Raw genomic sequence first — 18,634 nt, 5'->3', positions numbered from 1 at the left:
TTAAGCCGTTTGTTTCGGGCTTTCGGTAGCATTGGCGGGCGCGCCGTTGGCGCGCCTTTAGCTTTATCTGAATGGAGAGCGCTATGGCTTGGAATGAGCCGGGTGGCAACTCGAATAACCAGGATCCCTGGGGTAGTGGTGGCGGTGGTCGTCGCGGTGGTGGCGATCAGAAAGGTCCGCCGGACCTGGATGAGGCTTTCCGCAAGTTGCAGGACAGCCTTAACGGCATGTTCGGTGGCAAGAAGCGTGGTGGTGGTTCGTCAGGTGGTGGCAGCGGCAAACGTGGCGGTTTCGGGCTTGTCTGGATCGGTCTGGTGGTGCTGCTTGTCGTCTGGCTGTTCAATGCGATCTATATCGTCGACGAGCAGGAGCAGGCGGTTGTGCTGCGTTTCGGCAAGTATCACGAAACCGTCGGGCCGGGTCTGAATATCTATTTCCCGCCGTTCGATCGCAAGTTCCAGGCTAACGTCACTCGCGAGCGCTCTTACAGCAAGCAGGGTCAGATGTTGACCGAAGACGAGAACATCATCGAAGTACCGCTAACGGTGCAATACAAGATCAGCGACCTGCAGGCCTTCGTACTCAACGTCGAAGACCCAGAGGCCTCGCTGCAGCATGCAACCGATAGTGCGGTTCGTCATGTGGTGGGCTCGACTGCGATGGATCAAGTATTGACCGAAGGCCGTGAGGCGATGGCGAACGAGGTCGAAGAGCGGCTACAGCGCTTCCTCGATAACTACGGCACTGGCATCGTCGTCACGCAGGTCAACCTTCAGAGTGCGGCAGCGCCTCGTGAAGTGCAGGAAGCCTTCGATGACGTAATTCGTGCACGGGAAGATGAGCAGCGTGAGAAAAATCAGGCCGAATCCTACGCCAACGGCGTTATTCCTGAGGCCCGTGGTCAGGCCCAGCGCATGCTGGAAGAGGCCAGCGGTTATCGAGATGCGGTGATTTCCCGCGCTCAGGGTGAGGCGGATCGCTTTACCAAGCTGCTTGCCGAGTATCGCAAGGCGCCTGACGTAACTCGCGAACGCTTGTATCTGGAAACCATCCAGGAAGTCATGAGCAATACCAGCAAGGTTCTTGTTACCGGCGAGAGCGGACAGAACAACCTGCTCTATTTACCGTTGGACAAGATGATCAATAGCCGCAATGGCACCGAGCGATCTTCAGCGGCGCCCGCATCGGCGGCCTCGACTCAGGCCACGCGTCTGCCGCCGGAACTCGATCCGCGTGAAGTGCGTACACGGGAGGTTCGCTAATGAGCAATAAGTCCCTGACGGCGCTTATCGTGGGCGTGGTGCTAGCGATCGTTCTATGGAACAGCTTTTACATCGTTTCGCAGACCGAGCGTGCGGTGCTTTTGCGCTTCGGTCGTATCGTCGAGCCGGATGTGAAGCCGGGTCTTCATATGAAGATTCCGTACGTAAACAGCGTTCGCAAGTTCGATGCGCGCTTGATGACGCTCGATACAGCCACCGCGCGATACCTGACGCTGGAAAAGAAGGCATTGATGGTCGATTCCTATGCCAAATGGCGGGTCGACAACGCTGAGCGTTTCTACACAGCTACCTCCGGTATGAAACAGATTGCCGATGAGCGTCTTGCGCGTCGTCTGGAAGCGGCACTGCGCGACCAGTTCGGTAAGCGCACGCTGCACGAGTCGGTATCCGGCCAGCGAGACGAACTAATGGCCTTGGTTACCAATAGTCTGAATCAGGCTGCGCAGCGGGAGCTCGGTATCGAGGTTGTTGATGTGCGCGTCAAGGGCATCGACTTACCTCGCGAAGTGAATCGAAGCGTGTTCGAGCGCATGAGCTCCGAGCGTGAGCGTGAAGCTCGTGAGCATCGTGCGAAGGGTAAGGAACTAGCCGAGGGTATTCGGGCTGACGCTGATCGCCAGCGCCGGGTATTGCTCGCCGAAGCCTTCCGTGAGTCCGAGGAGCTGCGTGGTGATGGTGATGCGCAGGCTGCTGCGATCTATGCCGCTGCGTACGAGCAGGATCGCGAGTTCTACTCGTTCCATCGTAGTTTGCAGGCTTATCGCGATAGTTTCGCCAACAAAGAAGATGTCTTGGTGTTGGATCCCAATAGCGATTTCTTCCGCTACCTGGAATCCGCAACAGCACAATAGCTGCAAGGGCAATTACCCGGTAGGACGATGTGGTCCGCCGGGTGACCCCCTGGCAAAAGATTGCTATGATCCGCCAGCCGGGGAAAACCCGGCTTTTTTGCGTCTGCGCCCTTGTGGAAAGCAGGCTTATCCGAGCATGGTCAGCCATGCTGATTCCCTTGCGGGGCATGGCACTGGCGCCATGGTTCAAACACAATCGCACGCGACCGATGGCCGGCTCAGGCTGTAGCCTCGGTGTTCGTCTGCTTGACTAGGCTTGCCGTATCGAGAGGTGATTGGCGAAATGGCAACGGTAGACCGCTGGCTCCTGCCAGATGGCATCGAAGAGGTGCTGCCGCCTGAGGCGGCGCGTATCGAAACCGCGCGACGTCGCGTGCTGGATCTGTTCCAGCGCTGGGGCTACGAGTTGGTCATTACCCCTCACGTGGAATTTCTCGATTCGCTGCTCACCGGCGCGGGGCAGGATCTTGATCTCAAAACATTCAAGGTCATCGATCCGTTGTCGGGTAGGCAGATGGGCTTGCGTGCAGATATCACGCCGCAAGTGGCGAGAGTGGATGCTCACACCTTGCGCCGCGAAGGGCCCAGCCGTCTTTGCTATGCCGGTAGCGTGCTGCACGCCAAGCCCCAGGCGCTTGCCACCTCGCGTAGCCCGATTCAGTTGGGTGCCGAGCTTTATGGCGATGGCAGCACTTCCAGCGATATTGAAGTGATCAGTCTGATGCTGGAAACGCTCGCTCTCGCGGATGTGCCTGATGTGCATATGGATCTTGGGCATGTCGGCATCTACCGCGGCTTGGCTCGCGCGGCCGGCTTGTCTGGCGATGCCGAGCAGCGCCTGTTCGATGCGCTGCAGCGCAAGGCGATGGATGAGATAGCTGCCTTGACCGCCGGTGTCGAGCCGGCGCTTGCAAGCATGCTGCGCGCCTTGGCCCGGCTCTGCGGCGGCCGCGAGACGCTCGATGCTGCGCGTGCCGCGCTTGCCGACGCACCGGTTGAGGTGCGCGAGGCGCTCGAAGGCCTAGTTCATATCGCTGATCAATTGGCGATACGGTATCCGACCCTGCCGCTGTACTTTGATCTGGGCGAGTTGCGCGGTTATCACTACCACACCGGCGTCGTATTCGCGGTGTTCGTTCCGGGCGTAGGGCAGTCGATCGCACAGGGTGGACGTTATGACGACATCGGTGCGGATTTCGGTCGTGCGCGGCCAGCGACCGGTTTTTCGACGGATCTGAAGACCCTGGTCGCCCTGGGTAATGCCGAGCTCGTGGCTCCCGTGGTTGGTGTTTGGGCGCCGCACAGCACTGATCCAGCGTTATGGCAGACGATCTGTCGACTGCGCAAGCAGGGCGAGCGGGTCGTGCAGGCCTTGGATGGACAGCAGAGCGATGCCGCGTCGAGTGTCGGCTGTGACCGCCAGTTGCTGTTGAAAGATGATTTCTGGACTGTGACACCGCTGGCGCGCTGATCCGGGTCGCGCTGAATGCGCTAGGCTGGTTTTCAAGTTTTTTCGCCGGTTGTGACCGGTATGCTTCGCCGAAGAGGACAAAGATTTATGGGTAAGAATGTCGTGGTCCTGGGCACCCAGTGGGGTGATGAGGGCAAGGGCAAGATCGTCGATCTGCTGACCGACCAGGCAGCTGCCGTGGTTCGTTTCCAGGGCGGTCACAATGCGGGTCATACGCTGGTTATCGATGGCGAAAAAACCGTGCTGCATCTGATTCCGTCCGGCATTTTGCGCGAAAACGTGCAATGCCTGATCGGCAACGGTGTAGTCGTTGCTCCGGATGCGCTGATGCGCGAAATCACCAAGCTGGAAGAAAAGGGCGTGCCGGTACGCGAGCGCCTGCGTATCAGTCCAGCCTGTACATTGATTCTGCCGTATCACGTAGCCCTGGACCAGGCGCGCGAAGCGTCACGCTCAGAAGGCAAGATCGGCACCACGGGGCGTGGGATCGGGCCGGCCTATGAGGACAAAGTTGCCCGTCGGGGGCTACGCATTGGCGATCTGTTCAACCCGGAGCGCTTCGCCGTCAAGCTGCGTGAACTACTCGAATATCACAACTTCATTCTGCAGAATTTCTACAAAGTAGAGCCTGTCGATTTCCAGAAAACCCTGGACGAAGCGCTGGGTTATGCCGAAATTCTCAAGCCGATGATGGCTGACGTGTCGGCTCGCCTGCATGAGCTGCGTAAGCAGGGCGCGCGCATCATGTTCGAGGGGGCCCAAGGCTCGCTGCTGGACATCGATCACGGTACCTATCCGTATGTTACAAGCTCAAGCACCACGGCTGGTGGTACGGCTACCGGTTCCGGCTTCGGTCCGCTGTATCTGGACTACATTCTGGGTATCACCAAGGCCTATACGACTCGTGTTGGTTCTGGTCCGTTTCCGACTGAGCTGTTCGATGATATCGGTGCGCGTCTGGCGGAGCGTGGTCACGAGTTCGGCTCTACGACCGGTCGTGCTCGGCGTTGCGGCTGGTTTGATGCGGTGATTCTGCGTCGCGCCATTGAGATCAACAGCGTTTCTGGTATCTGCCTGACCAAGCTGGATGTGCTCGATGGGCTGGAAACTATTCGAATCTGCGTTGCGTATAAAGATCGCAACGGCGAGGTGTTGGTTGATGCGCCGACCGATGCGGACAGTTACCAAGGTTTGCAGCCGGTATATGAAGAAATGCCGGGTTGGAGCGAATCCACCATCGGAGTCAAGACGCTAGAAGAGCTGCCAGCCAATGCGCGCGCTTACATCAAGCGAATCGAAGAGCTCGTCGAGGCGCCGATCGACATCATTTCCACCGGGCCGGATCGCAACGAGACGATAGTGTTGCGTCATCCTTACGCCTGATAGCTCGCCTATACAAACAGGCCGCCCAAGGGCGGCCTTCTTATTTGGGTTCGGGTTGATTGCGAATGAACGAGCCTTAGGCTCGGAAAGGGTTCATCCTTTCGCAATCGTGCTGTTGCTCGGCGGCTAATTGGTTTTCAAGCGCAGAAACGAAAAAACCGAGCCAGTGGCTCGGTTTTTTCTGAAGAGTGGTGCCCAGGAGAAGACTCGAACTTCCACGATGTTGCCATCGCTAGGACCTGAACCTAGTGCGTCTACCAATTCCGCCACCTGGGCACATTGCGATGATTGCTCACCGACTTCTGTCGATTGCTGGTCGAGGCCGACAAACCTCGTGTCTACAAGATTCTCCGGAAGAGAAATCTCATCAAATAAATGGTGCCCAGGAGAAGACTCGAACTTCCACGATGTTGCCATCGCTAGGACCTGAACCTAGTGCGTCTACCAATTCCGCCACCTGGGCACTGCAAACGATGATAGTTCATCGTTTCCGTGCTACAACGTCTACCAGACATTGTGGGCGCGAACTATACGGGCGGGGTTATGCCTTGTAAAGGCCCGCAGGGGAAAAATAATTCGCTCGAAAGCTGCCGTCAGCAGGCGTTTCGCGCTTCAATAGGTATAGGGCGTTCTGCCTCTATAAATGAATGAAAGGTGACATCTCTTAATGGCCGATTGGCAATCCCTCGACCCCGAGGCCGCACGTGAAGCGGAAAAGTACGAAAACCCCATCCCCAGCCGTGAGCTGATTCTCCAGCACCTGAGCGAGCGCGGCTCGCCAGCGGCGCGTGAACAGCTGGTAGAAGAGTTCGAACTGGCATCCGAAGACGATATTGAAGCTCTGCGCCGCCGTTTGCGCGCGATGGAGCGTGACGGTCAGCTGATCTATACCCGGCGCGGCGCTTATGCCCCGGTGGACAAGCTGGACCTGGTTCGCGGTCGTGTCAGCGGCCATCGCGATGGCTTCGGTTTCCTGATCCCTGATGATGGCAGTGATGACCTGTTCCTCAGCCCTGCACAGATGCGCCTGGTATTCGACGGAGACCGCTGCCTGGCAAGGGTCGCTGGCCTCGATCGTCGCGGTCGCCGCGAAGGCGCGATCGTCGAAGTGATCAGCCGGGCTCATGAAACGATCGTCGGGCGCTATCAGGAAGAAAGCGGCATCGGTTTCGTCATGGCCGACAACCCCAAAATCCAGCAGGAAGTATTGGTAACACCTGGCCGATCAATGGATGCCAAGCCCGGTCAGTTCGTCGAAATCAAGATTACCCACTGGCCTACTCAGCGTTTCCAGCCTCAGGGTGATGTGGTCGAGGTGATTGGCAACTACATGGCTCCGGGCATGGAGATCGACGTCGCGCTGCGCAGCTTCGATATTCCTCACGTCTGGCCTGACGCCGTAAAACGCGAAGCCGCCAAACTCAAGCCCGAAGTGGAAGAGAGGGACAAGCACAAGCGTGTCGACCTGCGCCATCTACCCTTCGTCACCATCGATGGCGAAGATGCGCGAGATTTCGACGATGCGGTGTATTGCGAGAAGCTCAGCGGCTGGAAGCTTTTTTCGGGTGGCTTCCGCTTGTACGTTGCGATCGCGGACGTATCGCACTATGTGAAGGTGGGGTCGGCGCTGGACCAGGAAGCCGAGCTGCGCGGCACCTCGGTATACTTCCCCGAGCGGGTGGTGCCGATGCTCCCGGAAGAGCTTTCCAACGGTCTCTGCTCCCTGAATCCACATGTCGATCGTCTGGCAATGGTCTGCGAAATCACTCTGAGCAAATCAGGGAGGATGACGGACTATCAATTCTACGAAGCAGTCATTCATTCCCATGCCCGGCTGACCTACAACAAGGTCAGCAGCATGCTGGAACAGCCGTCTTCGGCTGAAGGCAAGCGCCTGATTGGTGAGTATGCGGAGGTACTGCCGGACCTCAAGCAGCTGTACGCGCTGTACAAGGTGTTGCTAAAAGCGCGTCATGCCCGCGGTGCGATCGACTTCGAAACCCAGGAGACGCGCATCGTCTTTGGCGCGGAGCGCAAGATCTCGGCAATTAAGCCCACCGAGCGCAACGACGCGCACAAGCTGATCGAAGAATGCATGCTCTGCGCCAACGTGGCCACCGCACGCTTCCTTCAGGATCACGACATTCCCGGTTTGTATCGCGTTCACGATGGTCCGCCGCTGGAGCGTCAGGAAAAACTGCGTGCGTTCCTCGGCGAGTTGGGCCTGACCTTGCACAAGGGTAAGGAGGGACCGACGCCTAAGGACTATCAGGCGTTGCTGGAGCGCATCCAGGGGCGTCCCGATTTCCACGTGATCCAGACTGTGATGCTGCGGTCGCTCAGTCAGGCGGTCTACAGTCCGGACAATAACGGGCATTTCGGTCTCAACTACGAGGCTTATGCGCACTTTACATCGCCGATCCGTCGCTATCCGGACCTGCTGATCCATCGTGCGATTCGCAGCGTGATTCGCTCTCGCCGCGATACCTCGCATGTGCGTCGAGAAGGGGCGACCAGCATGCCCAAAGCGCGAATCTATCCGTACGATGAGGCCGCGCTGGAGCAGTTGGGCGAGCAGTGCTCGATGACCGAGCGCCGCGCCGATGAAGCGACCCGTGACGTGGTGAACTGGCTGAAGTGCGAGTTCATGAAAGACCGGGTCGGCGAGAGCTTCCCTGGTGTCATCACGGCGGTAACGGGATTTGGCCTGTTTGTCGAGCTGACCGATATCTATGTCGAAGGCCTAGTGCACGTGACCGCCATGCCCGGCGATTACTACCATTTCGATCCCCTGCACCATCGCCTCTCCGGCGAGCGCAGTGGGCGCAGCTTCCGTCTCGGCGACAGCGTTGAAGTGCGGGTGATGCGCGTCGATCTCGACGAACGCAAGATCGACTTCGAGCTGATCAGTGGCGGCAGCAAGATCGGCATTGGCGAGCGTACCGTGGCTGATACCAAGGGCGCCGCTCGTAAGGATGGGCGCGGCAAGAAGGGCGCCGATACCTCGTTCAAAGAGCGGGAGCCTGTCAGTGCCGATGTTCGCAAAAGCCGTGAAGTGAAGAAGGCGCTGCTCGCCGATGCAAAAGAGGGCAGGTCGGCGAGGGCTAAGCCCAAGCGCAGCTCGTCGAAGCCAAAGACGGTCAGCAAGCCGGCCACCAAGACCGACGGCAGCGCGTCGCGCAAGCGTAAGGCCAAGACATGAGCGATCTCGAAAAAATCTACGGCTTGCATGCCGTGGAGGCTTTGCTTCGCCATCATCCGAAACGAGTCAAACAGGTCTGGCTGGCCGAGGGGCGCGACGATCCGCGGGTGCAGGCGCTGGTGCAATTGGCCGAGCAGTCGAAAGTTCGCGTTGGCCAGTGCGAGCGCCGCGAGATGGATGCCTGGGTCGAGGGGGTGCATCAGGGCGTGGTAGCCGATGTCAGTCCCAGCCAGGTCTGGGGCGATGCGATGCTCGAGGAGCTTCTGGATCGGGCCGAGGGAGCGCCTTTGTTGCTGGTGCTCGATGGCGTCACGGATCCGCACAATCTCGGCGCCTGTTTGCGTACCGCTGATGCTGCCGGGGCGCTGGCGGTGATCATCCCCAAGGACAAATCAGCGACGCTGAACGCCACGGTGCGCAAGGTGGCCTGCGGTGCTGCGGAAGTCATTCCACTGGTTGCGGTCACCAACCTTGCGCGAACGTTGGAAAAGCTACAGCAGCGAGGCTTGTGGATCGTCGGCACGGCCGGTGAAGCCGACCAAGAGCTCTACGATCAGGACCTCAGCGGGCCCATCGTGTTGGTGATGGGGGCCGAGGGCAAGGGCATGCGGCGTCTGACTCGCGAGCATTGCGATTATCTGGTTCGGCTGCCAATGGGTGGGAGCGTCAGTAGCTTAAACGTATCCGTCGCCACCGGCGTCTGCCTGTTCGAGGCGCTGCGTCAACGCCGCTCGGGCAAGGCTGCGAGGTAGTAAGGCGGTGCCGTCAGGCGCCGATCTACTGCAAAGCTGCTGCTCATCTCGAAACGGATCGCCCCGTTAGCGGTCAATTGTCCGTTCTGAGGCTTACTGTCGGCTCCATCGTGTTTTTGGTTTGGTTGTGTGTTCGGATGCGAGCCTGGGCCAGCTATTGATTAGAGCTGGCGCAGGCTCCCATCATGGAGGTCGTATGCCGCAACGCCCGTCGTTCGAGACGCTATTCAGAGTTTCACCGAACGCCTATTTATTGCTTGATCGAGAGCTGGCCATCCTGGATGCCAACTCGGCTTATCTGAAACTCACCGCTCGTGCACTTGAAGATATCGTTGGACGGCGCATACATGAGGCGTTCGCGGCTGATCCCCAATTCCCGGACGCGAGCCATGTCGAGGAGCTGCTTGAATCTTTTGGCCGCGTACTGCGCACCAAAACGGTGGATACGCTGCCGGTAATTCACTACTCGATAGCGGTCAGCTCCGAAGGCGGTGCCGCATACGAGGATCGTTACTGGAGTGCGACGCATACGCCGGTGCTGGATGAGCAGGGTGAGGTGACCGCCATCCTGCAGCACACCGTTGATATCACCGAGTTGCAATTGCTGAAGGCTTCCTTGCGTTCGGCCGAGTTCCCTGAACAGCCATCGCAGCAGATCGAGGCGGCGATTTTGTCGCGCGCCAAGATGATGCAGGATGAAGGCAACCAGTTGCGCCAACTGTTTGCTCAGGCGCCGGGCTTCGTCTGCTTCCTGCGCGGTCCCGAGCATGTATTCGAGCTGGTCAACGAGGCTTATCAGCAGCTCACCGGTCATCGGCAATTGTTAGGCAAGGCGGTGCGCGATGGTTTACCCGAGCTGGCGGGGCAAGCGTTCATTGGTCTGCTAGACCAGGTTTACCTCACTGGCGAGCCTTATATTGGCAGGGGCATGCGAGCGCTTTTGCAGCGCCGCTCCGACGTAAAGCCGGAGGAGGTCTACGTTGACTTTGTGTTCCAGCCAATCATCGAGCGTGACGGGCGAACGTCGGGCATTTTCGTGCAAGGCAGTGATGTGACCGAGCGGCATCGCAGCCAGCAGGAGTTGCGCGAGCATCGTGAACATCTCGAAGAGTTGGTCCGCGAACGCACGCGCGAGTTGCTGCATAGCGAGTCCGAGCGTCGCGTGGCACAGGCGGCTCTGATGCAATCGCAGAAGCTCGAGGCGGTGGGCAAGCTGACCGGCGGCATAGCCCATGACTTCAACAACATGCTGCAGATCATCGGCGGCAACCTGCAGCTGTTGCGGCGCAATCTAGGTACTGACGAGACGGCTCAGCGCCGACTGGAATCGGCTGTTGGTGGCGTGGAGAAAGGTGCGCGTTTGGCGTCCCAGTTGCTTGCTTTTGCTAGCCGCCAACCGCTTCAGCCGCAATCGGTAGACCTTGGAGAGCTGCTCGGGCAGATGAGCGAATTGCTGAGCGGTGCGCTTGGTCGAGCCACGCAAGTGAACGTCGATGTGCAGCCAGACCTATGGCCGGTTTTCGCTGACATGGGCAATCTGCAAGCGACGATCCTCAACCTTGCAGCCAATGCGCGTGACGCAATGACAGGTGGCGGCGCGTTGTGCATACGTCTGCGCAACCGGTCTCTGAATACCGCGCAGCTCGGTGGGCAGCCAGGTGTCGTGGCCGGCCCTTACGTGGAACTGAGCGTTATCGACGAGGGTGAAGGGATGCGCCCCGAAATACTAGAGCGCGCATTCGAACCATTCTTCACGACACGCAAAGACGCCAATGCGTCTGGCCTGGGTTTGAGTATGGTTTACGGTTTCGTCAAGCAGAGCGGCGGTTTCGTCGAGTTGGAGAGCGAAGAGGGCAGCGGGACTTCGGTTCGTGTGTATTTGCCGCGCAGCGCTACACAGAGTGAGGCGGGCGTGCAGGAGACGGTGGCTGGATATGGCCGACATCCGGCGCCTGCGAAAACATTCGGTGCGCCCGGGGCCGCAGAGGGTTTCAGTGGGCTGAAGATCCTGTTCGTCGAGGATGATCCCACGCTGCGCATGCTTACTGGGGAGGTGATGGAAGAACTTGGTCACGAGGTGAGCCTTTGCGAGTCGGCGGAAACCGCGCTGGAGCGGCTCGATCAAGGTCGCTTCGACGTGCTGCTGACAGATGTCGGTCTGGCTGGAATAAGTGGTATCGAGTTGGTGCGTCAAGCCAAGTTGCGCGACGCCGCGCTGAGCGTCGTTATCGCCTCCGGTTACGCCGTCAATGCGCATGAGGTAGGGCTCGAGAATCTAAGGACGATGCTCAAGCCCTACGATATTCACCAAGTCAGGACCTTGCTTGAGAGCATCCAGGCCGAGCGGTCCGCTGACGGGCGCGGTTGAGCGCCGGCTGGTTAAATAATCACCAAATCGCCTTGCACGGCCGGCCGGCCTTCTCTAGAATTGCGCCCCTTGCCCGGATGGCAGGTGTTTGCGCGCCTCTCTGGCTGGCAAGAAACAACTCATTCACTCCTTGCCTGACCCGCGTTGTGCGGCAGGCTGCAACCCGTAAGGAGCAACAATGCGTCATTACGAAATCATCTTTCTGGTCCACCCCGACCAGAGCGAGCAGGTTGGCGGCATGGTGGAGCGTTACACCAAGCTGATCGAAGAAGACGGCGGCAAAATTCATCGCCTAGAAGACTGGGGCCGTCGTCAGCTGGCTTACGCCATCAACAACGTGCACAAGGCACATTACGTGATGCTGAACGTCGAGTGCAGCGGTAAGGCACTGGCTGAGCTAGAAGATAACTTCCGCTACAACGACGCCGTCATCCGTAACCTGGTCATCCGTCGCGACGCAGCCGAGACTGAACAGTCCGAGATGCTGAAGGCTGAGGAAAACCGTAGCGAGCGCCGTGAGCGTCGTGATCGCCCTGAATCTGACAATGTCAACGATGACAGCGACAGTGACAGCCGCGACAACAACGCTGACGAGTAATCCACGGACCTATTGAAGGAGCCTATTCATGGCACGTTTTTTCCGTCGTCGTAAGTTCTGCCGTTTCACCGCAGAAAACGTGAAAGAGATCGACTACAAGGATCTCAACACACTGAAAGCCTATATTTCCGAAACCGGCAAGATCGTTCCTAGCCGTATCACCGGAACCAAAGCACGCTATCAGCGCCAGCTGGCTACCGCTATCAAGCGCGCCCGTTTTCTGGCCCTGTTGCCCTACACCGACAGCCACGGCCGTTGATCGAACTGTTCGGCAGAAGTAAAGGATAGATCGCATGCGCGCCCTGGCTGACTTCATCATGCGCGGCCGTATGCAAGCGATTGCTGTAGTAGCTGGCTCTGCGGCACTGCCAATGTTGTTCTGGCTGTGTGCCGCTGCGGGTAGCCTGGTGTTGTTGCGCCGTGGATTGAATGATGCGCTGGGTGTGTTGGTCTGGGCTGTATTACCGGCACTGGCCTGGTGGTACTTCGGTGATCCACGGACTCTGTTGGTGCTGCTGGGATCGTTCGGGTTGGCGCTGTTGTTGCGCAGCCAGAACTCCTGGTCCCGTGTGATGCTGTGCAGCGTAGGGCTCGGGATGCTGTACGCCTGGGCGCTCGGAGTGGTTTTTGGCGAGCCGATCACGGCGCTGGCTACCGAGTTGCAGAATGTGTTGCCCGACATGCTGTCGGATGCCTATCAGCAGCTTTCGGAGGAAGAGCAGGCGCGGTTGGGGGCGTTGCTAATACCGGTTCTGACCGGTCTGTTGGCGGCGCTGCTACAAATCACCACCTTGCTCAGCTTGATGCTCGGGCGGTACTGGCAGGCGCTGTTATATAACCCGGGTGGCTTCGGGCTCGAATTCCGGGCGCTGCGTTTTTCGCCAGCGCTGGCGATGGTGCTCCTGATGGGCATGTTGCTCGGGCCGAGCCTTGGTGCGCAGTTGGCGATGCTGGCTCCGCTCTGCAGTGTTCCGCTGGTGTTTGCCGGCATCGCACTGGTGCACGGGCTGGTGGCAAAGAATCGGATGTCGCGGTTCTGGCTGGTGGGGCTTTACGTCACGCTGGTGCTGTTCATGCAATTGATCTATCCGCTACTGGCCGTCTTGGCCATTGTCGACAGTTTGTTTGATTTTCGCGGTCGGGCATCTCGTGATGACGATGCGGGACCTGCGAACGGTGAAGGTTAAGTTAGAGAGGTAAGACTCAAATGGAAGTCATCCTGCTGGAAAAAGTCGCAAACCTGGGCAACCTGGGCGACAAGGTAAACGTCAAGTCTGGTTACGGCCGCAACTACCTGCTGCCGCAGCGCAAGGCTACTGCTGCAACCCCGGCCAACATCGCCGAGTTCGAAGCTCGCCGTGCCGAGCTGGAAAAAGCTGCTGCCGAGCGCAAGGCTTCTGCTGAAACTCGCGCTGCCCAGTTGGCCGAACTGGAAGTCACTATCACCGCTACCGCGGGCGATGAGGGCAAGCTGTTCGGTTCCATCGGTACTCACGACATCGCCGATGCCCTGACCGCCTCTGGCGTGGAAGTGGCCAAGAGCGAAATTCGTCTGCCGAACGGCACCATCCGTCAGGTTGGTGAGTACGACGTAGCCGTGCACCTGCACACCGACGTCGAAGCGACCGTGAAGCTGATCGTGATCGCTGGCTGATACCGGCTGTCGTCTGGCACCTCGGGTGCCTGACGGGTAACATCGGGCACGTTTCCACGCGAGTGGAACGTGCCCTTTGTCTTTCTGAACATCAATATTCCGAGTGCCATGAACGACATCAGCATCCCTCAGCAGTACGACCTGGAAACCGCCGCGCTCAAGGTGCCGCCGCATTCCATCGAGGCCGAACAGGCCGTGCTTGGCGGGCTGATGCTGGACAACAATGCCTGGGAACGTGTGCTCGACCAAGTCTCCGACGGCGACTTCTATCGTCATGATCACCGCCTGATCTTCCGAGCCATTTTCGTTCTGGCCGAGCGCAACTCGCCGTTCGATGTGGTGACCCTTTCCGAACAACTGGATAAGGAAGGTCATCTGCCGCAGGTCGGTGGGCTCGCATATTTGGGCGAGCTGGCAAAGAACACGCCGTCCGTGGCCAATATCAAGGCCTACGCGCAAATCATTCGCGAGCGGGCGACGCTGCGTCAGCTGATCGGTATCAGCAACGAGATCGCCGACAGTGCTTATGCGCCGCAGGGCCGTACGGGCGAGGAGATCCTCGACGAAGCCGAGCGGATGATCTTCCAGATCGCCGAAGCACGACCGAAAACCGGCGGGCCTATCGGCATCAATGACATTTTGGTGAAGGCAATCGACCGCATCGACTCGTTGTTCAATGCGGGCGAGGCGATCACAGGCATTTCCACCGGATTTACCGATCTCGACGAACAAACCAGCGGCCTGCAACCGGCCGACCTGATTATCGTCGCCGGTCGTCCTTCGATGGGCAAAACTACATTTGCCATGAACTTGGTCGAGAACGCTGTGCTGCGTTCCGACAAGGCGATCCTGGTCTACTCGCTCGAAATGCCCGCGGACTCCATTGTGATTCGTATGCTTGCCTCGCTTGGCCGCATCGACCAGACCAAGGTGCGGACCGGCAAACTCAGCGACGACGACTGGCCGCGACTGACCTCGGCGGTCAATCTGCTCAACGACCGCAAGCTGTTCATCGACGATACCGCTGGCATCAGTCCTTCGGAAATGCGTGCACGTACGCGGCGCTTGGCGCGCGAGCACGGCGAAATCGGCATGATCATGGTCGACTATCTGCAACTGATGCAGATTCCCGGCTCCAGCGGCGACAACCGCACCAACGAGATTTCCGAAATATCCCGTTCGTTGAAAGGCCTGGCCAAGGAGTTCAACTGTCCGGTAGTCGCCCTGTCGCAGCTCAACCGTTCGCTTGAGCAGCGCCCCAATAAACGTCCGGTCAACTCCGACCTCCGTGAATCCGGCGCCATCGAGCAGGACGCCGACATCATCATGTTTGTCTACCGGGACGAGGTGTATCACCCGGAAACGGAGTACAAGGGCGTTGCCGAAATCATCATCGGCAAGCAGCGGAACGGCCCGATCGGGACCACGCGACTGGCGTTTCTCGGCAAATACTCTCGCTTCGAGAACCTGGCGCCGGGCAGCTACCAGTTCGACGACGAATAACCGGCTGGCGTTCAGCTGCTTGCGGGGCTGGCGGAAAGCACCGGACAATAGCGTCCCAACTTTCCCCTCGAAGGACATTCCATGCGTCCCCTCGTTGCCACGGTCGATCTTGCCGCGCTTCGCCACAACTATCAGCTCGCAAAGCAATGCGCGCCCGGGCGCAAGGCGTTTGCTGTGGTCAAGGCCGATGCGTACGGGCATGGTGCGCAAGCAGCGGTCGAATGCCTGCGTGATCTGGCTGACGGCTTCGCGGTGGCGTCGCTGGAAGAGGCTGAGCAGGTTCGAGCGGTTGACGCCGGTACGCGGCTGCTACTGCTTGAGGGCTGCTTCGAGCCCAAGGAGTATTCGGTAGCGGCCAAACTTGGTCTGGACGTCGCGATCCAGGGCGAGGTCCAGGCGGCTGCGCTGCTGGACGCCACGATTGAGCGGCCCTTGAGGGTATGGTTGAAGCTGGACTCGGGCATGCATCGCCTGGGCTTCAGTGCCGATGCGTTGCGCCGCACTCATGCTCGCCTGCAGGGTGCGGCATCGGTGGCAGAACTAAATCTGATGAGTCATTTCGCTTGCGCCGACGAGCGGGGTCACCCGCTCAACGAGACGCAGCTGGAACAGTTCGCCAGTCTTCTGGATCTGCAATTCGACAACCGCTCATTTGCCAATTCGGCTGCAGTGTTGACTCTGTCCGCTGCGCATATGGATTGGCTGCGACCTGGGATCATGCTGTACGGCGCATCTCCGTTTGCCGAGCTGAGCGCAGAGACGCTGGGACTGAAGCCGGTGATGACCCTAACCGCTTCGGTCATCGCGGTGCGTGATGTCCCCGTGGGCGAAAGCGTGGGCTATGGTGCCGGCTGGGTCGCGCAGCGGCCTTCGCGTATCGCCACGGTCAGCTGTGGTTATGCCGATGGTTATCCGCGTACGGCGCCGCCCGGTACTTGCGTGGCGATCCGCGGGCAGCGGGTTCCCCTGGCTGGGCGGGTCTCGATGGACATGCTCGCCGTCGACATCACTGACCTGCCGCAGGCGGGCCTTAATGACGCAGTGGAGCTGTGGGGCACACAGATCCCTATCGATGAACTGGCGCAAGCCTGCGGCACCATCGGCTACGAACTGCTGACCAAAGTTACTCAACGCGTTCCGCGGCGCTATATCAACGACTGACTGCCGTTTCGTCTGCTTGCAATCCGTAAAAGCCGACCAACGTGGTCGGCCTTCCTGATCATTTTTTGTGCTATATTCCGCGCCCGTTTTCGTTGCCCCGGTTTCTAGCCATGCACGCAGCCAAGCCATTGTTCGACTATCCCAAGTACTGGGCCGAGTGTTTCGGTCCGGCGCCGTTCCTGCCGATGAGCAGGGAGGAGATGGATCAGCTCGGCTGGGATTCGTGCGACGTGATCATCGTCACGGGTGATGCCTATGTCGACCATCCGTCGTTCGGCATGGCGATCATTGGGCGGCTGCTGGAAGCCCAGGGCTTTCGCGTCGGCATCATCAGCCAGCCGGACTGGCAAAGCAAAGACGACTTCATGAAGCTCGGCCAGCCCAATCTGTTCTTCGGCATTGCCGCGGGCAACATGGACTCGATGATCAACCGCTACACGGCCGATCGCAAGATTCGCTCCGATGACGCCTACACAGCAGGTGGCCTGGCCGGCAAGCGCCCGGATCGTGCGAGCCTGGTTTACAGCCAGCGCTGCAAGGAAGCCTACAAGGACACCCCAGTGGTTCTTGGTGGCATCGAGGCCTCGCTGCGGCGCATCGCGCATTACGATTACTGGCAGGACAAGGTCCGTCGCTCGATCCTCATGGACGCGACCGCCGATATCCTGCTCTACGGCAATGCAGAGCGCGCCATCGTCGAAGTGGCGCAGCGCCTTTCACGCGGCGAGCAGGTCGAGCAGATCACAGACGTCCGCGGCACAGCCTTTATCCGCCGGGATGCGCCTGAGGGCTGGTTCGAAATCGACTCCACCCGCATCGACCGTCCGGGTAAGGTCGACAAGATCATCAACCCCTACGTCAACACTCAGGATCTGCAAGCCTGCGCCATCGAGCAAGAGAAAGGCCCGGCAGAGGACCCGAACGAGGCCAAAGTCGTTCAGCTGTTGCCGAATCCGGCGATCGAACGAGACAAAACGGTAATTCGCCTGCCCTCGTTCGAGAAGGTGCGCAACGATCCGGCGCTCTACGCGCACGCCAACCGCGTTCTGCATCTGGAAACCAACCCGGGCAACGCCCGCGCCCTGGTGCAGCGTCATGGCGAGCATGACATCTGGCTGAACCCGCCGCCGATCCCATTGACCACTGAAGAGATGGACTACGTGTTCGCCTCGCCATACGCGCGCGTGCCGCATCCGTCCTACGGCGGTGAGAAAATCCCTGCCTACGACATGATTCGCTTCTCGGTGAACATCATGCGCGGCTGTTTTGGCGGCTGCACCTTCTGCTCGATCACCGAGCACGAAGGCCGGATCATTCAGAACCGCTCGCATGAGTCGATCCTGCACGAGATTGAGGAGATGAAAAAGCTGCCGGGCTTCACCGGCGTGGTCTCGGACCTTGGCGGGCCGACGGCGAACATGTACCGCATCGCCTGCAAAAGTCCGGAGATCGAAAAGCATTGCCGCAAGCCATCGTGCGTCTATCCAGGCATCTGCGAGAACCTCAACACCGACCACAGTTCGTTGATCGAGCTGTACCGCAAGGCGCGTGCGCTGCCGGGCGTGAAGAAGATCCTGATTGCATCCGGGCTGCGTTACGACCTGGCCGTCGAGTCGCCGGAATATGTAAAAGAACTGGTCACCCATCATGTCGGCGGCTATCTGAAGATCGCCCCGGAGCACACCGAGCGCGGTCCGCTGGACAAGATGATGAAGCCGGGGATTGGCAGTTACGACAAGTTCAAGCGGATGTTCGACAAGTATTCGAAGGAGGCGGGCAAGGAGCAATACCTGATCCCGTACTTCATCGCCGCGCATCCCGGTACTACCGACGAGGACATGATGAACCTTGCGCTGTGGCTCAAGGCCAACGGTTTCCGTGCCGATCAGGTCCAGGCCTTTTACCCGTCACCAATGGCCAGTGCCACGGCGATGTACCACAGTGGCAAGAACCCGTTGCGCAAAGTGACCTACAAGAGCGAAGGCGTCACCATCGTCAAGAGTGAGGAACAGCGCCGTCTGCACAAGGCCTTCCTGCGCTATCACGATCCCAAAGGCTGGCCGATGCTGCGCGAAGCCTTGCAGCGCATGGGGCGCGCCGATCTGATCGGCAACGGCAAGCATCAGCTGATACCAACTCATCAGCCGGCAACCGAGGGCTATCAGAGCGCTAGGCGCAAGAATTCGACGCCGGTAGGCAGCAAAAAGGCCGGGCAGGGCGGCAAGATTCTCACTCAGCACAATGGTCTGCCGCCTCGCAGTCATGACGGCAATGCCTGGGACAAGCGCGAACAGGCCAAGGCGGCTGCGGAAGCTCGACGCAAGGCCGCTGCCGGTGGTAGCAAACCGTCCGGCAAGAGCCGTAAACCGTCCCAGCGTCCCGCCGTGCCGCGCTGATAGAAAACGTCG

The 18,634-nt window shown here is 59.3% G+C and carries 14 protein-coding genes and 2 tRNA genes; 14 read left to right on the top strand and 2 right to left on the bottom strand.

The window, feature by feature from the left end:
- Nucleotides 1–83 precede the first annotated feature (83 nt).
- From hflK to NAV33_RS03840, 4 genes are all read left to right on the top strand, one after another.
- Nucleotides 84–1,262 carry an FtsH protease activity modulator HflK gene (hflK, locus tag NAV33_RS03855; protein ID WP_255977161.1) on the top strand — a complete coding sequence of 393 codons (1,179 nt, stop codon included), beginning with the start codon at nucleotides 84–86 and terminating at the stop codon, nucleotides 1,260–1,262.
- Complete coding sequence (gene hflC, locus NAV33_RS03850; protein ID WP_255977158.1) at nucleotides 1,262–2,134, top strand: protease modulator HflC; 873 nt, start codon at nucleotides 1,262–1,264, stop codon at nucleotides 2,132–2,134. The genes hflK and hflC overlap by 1 nt, the downstream gene beginning before the upstream one ends.
- Before the next feature lie 283 nt (nucleotides 2,135–2,417).
- Entirely contained in the window at nucleotides 2,418–3,605 is a 1,188-nt protein-coding gene (locus NAV33_RS03845; protein WP_255977155.1) for an ATP phosphoribosyltransferase regulatory subunit, read from the top strand.
- An 87-nt stretch (nucleotides 3,606–3,692) separates the two neighbouring features.
- Entirely contained in the window at nucleotides 3,693–4,988 is a 1,296-nt protein-coding gene (locus NAV33_RS03840; protein WP_255977153.1) for an adenylosuccinate synthase, read from the top strand.
- Between the two features lie 189 nt (nucleotides 4,989–5,177).
- Here the strand turns inward: NAV33_RS03840 and NAV33_RS03835 are convergent.
- Together NAV33_RS03835 and NAV33_RS03830 are read right to left on the bottom strand one after the other, a co-directional pair.
- Nucleotides 5,178–5,264, bottom strand: a tRNA-Leu gene (locus NAV33_RS03835).
- Between the two features lie 100 nt (nucleotides 5,265–5,364).
- Nucleotides 5,365–5,451: transfer RNA gene (locus NAV33_RS03830), tRNA-Leu, on the bottom strand.
- A gap of 204 nt (nucleotides 5,452–5,655) precedes the next feature.
- On the opposite strand from NAV33_RS03830, the gene rnr reads away from it, so the two are divergent.
- The 10 genes from rnr (at nucleotide 5,656) to NAV33_RS03780 (ending at nucleotide 18,622) form a co-directional block, all read left to right on the top strand.
- Complete coding sequence (gene rnr, locus NAV33_RS03825; RefSeq protein ID WP_255977151.1) at nucleotides 5,656–8,190, top strand: ribonuclease R; 2,535 nt, start codon at nucleotides 5,656–5,658, stop codon at nucleotides 8,188–8,190.
- Entirely contained in the window at nucleotides 8,187–8,942 is a 756-nt protein-coding gene (gene rlmB, locus NAV33_RS03820; RefSeq protein WP_255977149.1) for a 23S rRNA (guanosine(2251)-2'-O)-methyltransferase RlmB, read from the top strand. Before rnr ends, rlmB begins: the two co-directional genes overlap by 4 nt.
- 196 nt (nucleotides 8,943–9,138) lie before the next feature.
- Complete coding sequence (locus tag NAV33_RS03815) at nucleotides 9,139–11,310, top strand: PAS domain-containing protein (RefSeq protein WP_255977146.1); 2,172 nt, start codon at nucleotides 9,139–9,141, stop codon at nucleotides 11,308–11,310.
- A 178-nt stretch (nucleotides 11,311–11,488) separates the two neighbouring features.
- A complete protein-coding gene (gene rpsF / locus NAV33_RS03810) occupies nucleotides 11,489–11,908 on the top strand; it encodes a 30S ribosomal protein S6 (protein ID WP_255977143.1) in 420 nt (139 codons plus the stop codon).
- A gap of 28 nt (nucleotides 11,909–11,936) precedes the next feature.
- Nucleotides 11,937–12,167: a 30S ribosomal protein S18 gene (rpsR, locus tag NAV33_RS03805; protein WP_019340128.1), complete on the top strand. Its 231-nt coding sequence runs from the start codon at nucleotides 11,937–11,939 to the stop codon at nucleotides 12,165–12,167.
- 34 nt (nucleotides 12,168–12,201) lie between these two features.
- The gene (locus NAV33_RS03800; RefSeq protein ID WP_255977141.1) at nucleotides 12,202–13,095 is read left to right on the top strand and encodes a hypothetical protein; all 894 of its coding nucleotides are present in this window, start codon (nucleotides 12,202–12,204) and stop codon (nucleotides 13,093–13,095) included.
- A gap of 20 nt (nucleotides 13,096–13,115) precedes the next feature.
- Nucleotides 13,116–13,562, top strand: a complete 447-nt coding sequence (rplI, locus tag NAV33_RS03795; RefSeq protein WP_021206774.1) for a 50S ribosomal protein L9 — start codon at nucleotides 13,116–13,118, stop codon at nucleotides 13,560–13,562.
- Between the two features lie 108 nt (nucleotides 13,563–13,670).
- On the top strand, nucleotides 13,671–15,065 hold the full coding sequence (dnaB, locus tag NAV33_RS03790) for a replicative DNA helicase (protein ID WP_255978143.1): 1,395 nt from the start codon (nucleotides 13,671–13,673) through the stop codon (nucleotides 15,063–15,065).
- 81 nt (nucleotides 15,066–15,146) lie between these two features.
- Nucleotides 15,147–16,226 (top strand): alanine racemase, encoded by a 1,080-nt coding sequence (gene alr / locus NAV33_RS03785; protein WP_255977138.1) that lies wholly within the window; start codon nucleotides 15,147–15,149, stop codon nucleotides 16,224–16,226.
- A gap of 110 nt (nucleotides 16,227–16,336) precedes the next feature.
- A complete protein-coding gene (locus NAV33_RS03780) occupies nucleotides 16,337–18,622 on the top strand; it encodes a YgiQ family radical SAM protein (protein WP_255977136.1) in 2,286 nt (761 codons plus the stop codon).
- The last annotated feature ends 12 nt before the right edge of the window (nucleotides 18,623–18,634 follow it).

The sequence above is a fragment of the Stutzerimonas stutzeri genome, assembly GCF_024448715.1.
Taxonomy (GTDB): domain Bacteria; phylum Pseudomonadota; class Gammaproteobacteria; order Pseudomonadales; family Pseudomonadaceae; genus Stutzerimonas; species Stutzerimonas stutzeri_AR.
Note: the sequence above shows the minus strand (reverse complement) of the source record. Positions and strands in the feature narration are given on the sequence as shown.

Coding starts and splice junctions, on each gene's coding strand:
- hflK (WP_255977161.1), top strand. CDS start 84: ATGGCTTGGAATGAGCCGGGTGGCAACTCGAATAACCAGGATCCCTGG.
- hflC (WP_255977158.1), top strand. CDS start 1,262: ATGAGCAATAAGTCCCTGACGGCGCTTATCGTGGGCGTGGTGCTAGCG.
- NAV33_RS03845 (WP_255977155.1), top strand. CDS start 2,418: ATGGCAACGGTAGACCGCTGGCTCCTGCCAGATGGCATCGAAGAGGTG.
- NAV33_RS03840 (WP_255977153.1), top strand. CDS start 3,693: ATGGGTAAGAATGTCGTGGTCCTGGGCACCCAGTGGGGTGATGAGGGC.
- rnr (WP_255977151.1), top strand. CDS start 5,656: ATGGCCGATTGGCAATCCCTCGACCCCGAGGCCGCACGTGAAGCGGAA.
- rlmB (WP_255977149.1), top strand. CDS start 8,187: ATGAGCGATCTCGAAAAAATCTACGGCTTGCATGCCGTGGAGGCTTTG.
- NAV33_RS03815 (WP_255977146.1), top strand. CDS start 9,139: ATGCCGCAACGCCCGTCGTTCGAGACGCTATTCAGAGTTTCACCGAAC.
- rpsF (WP_255977143.1), top strand. CDS start 11,489: ATGCGTCATTACGAAATCATCTTTCTGGTCCACCCCGACCAGAGCGAG.
- rpsR (WP_019340128.1), top strand. CDS start 11,937: ATGGCACGTTTTTTCCGTCGTCGTAAGTTCTGCCGTTTCACCGCAGAA.
- NAV33_RS03800 (WP_255977141.1), top strand. CDS start 12,202: ATGCGCGCCCTGGCTGACTTCATCATGCGCGGCCGTATGCAAGCGATT.
- rplI (WP_021206774.1), top strand. CDS start 13,116: ATGGAAGTCATCCTGCTGGAAAAAGTCGCAAACCTGGGCAACCTGGGC.
- dnaB (WP_255978143.1), top strand. CDS start 13,671: ATGAACGACATCAGCATCCCTCAGCAGTACGACCTGGAAACCGCCGCG.
- alr (WP_255977138.1), top strand. CDS start 15,147: ATGCGTCCCCTCGTTGCCACGGTCGATCTTGCCGCGCTTCGCCACAAC.
- NAV33_RS03780 (WP_255977136.1), top strand. CDS start 16,337: ATGCACGCAGCCAAGCCATTGTTCGACTATCCCAAGTACTGGGCCGAG.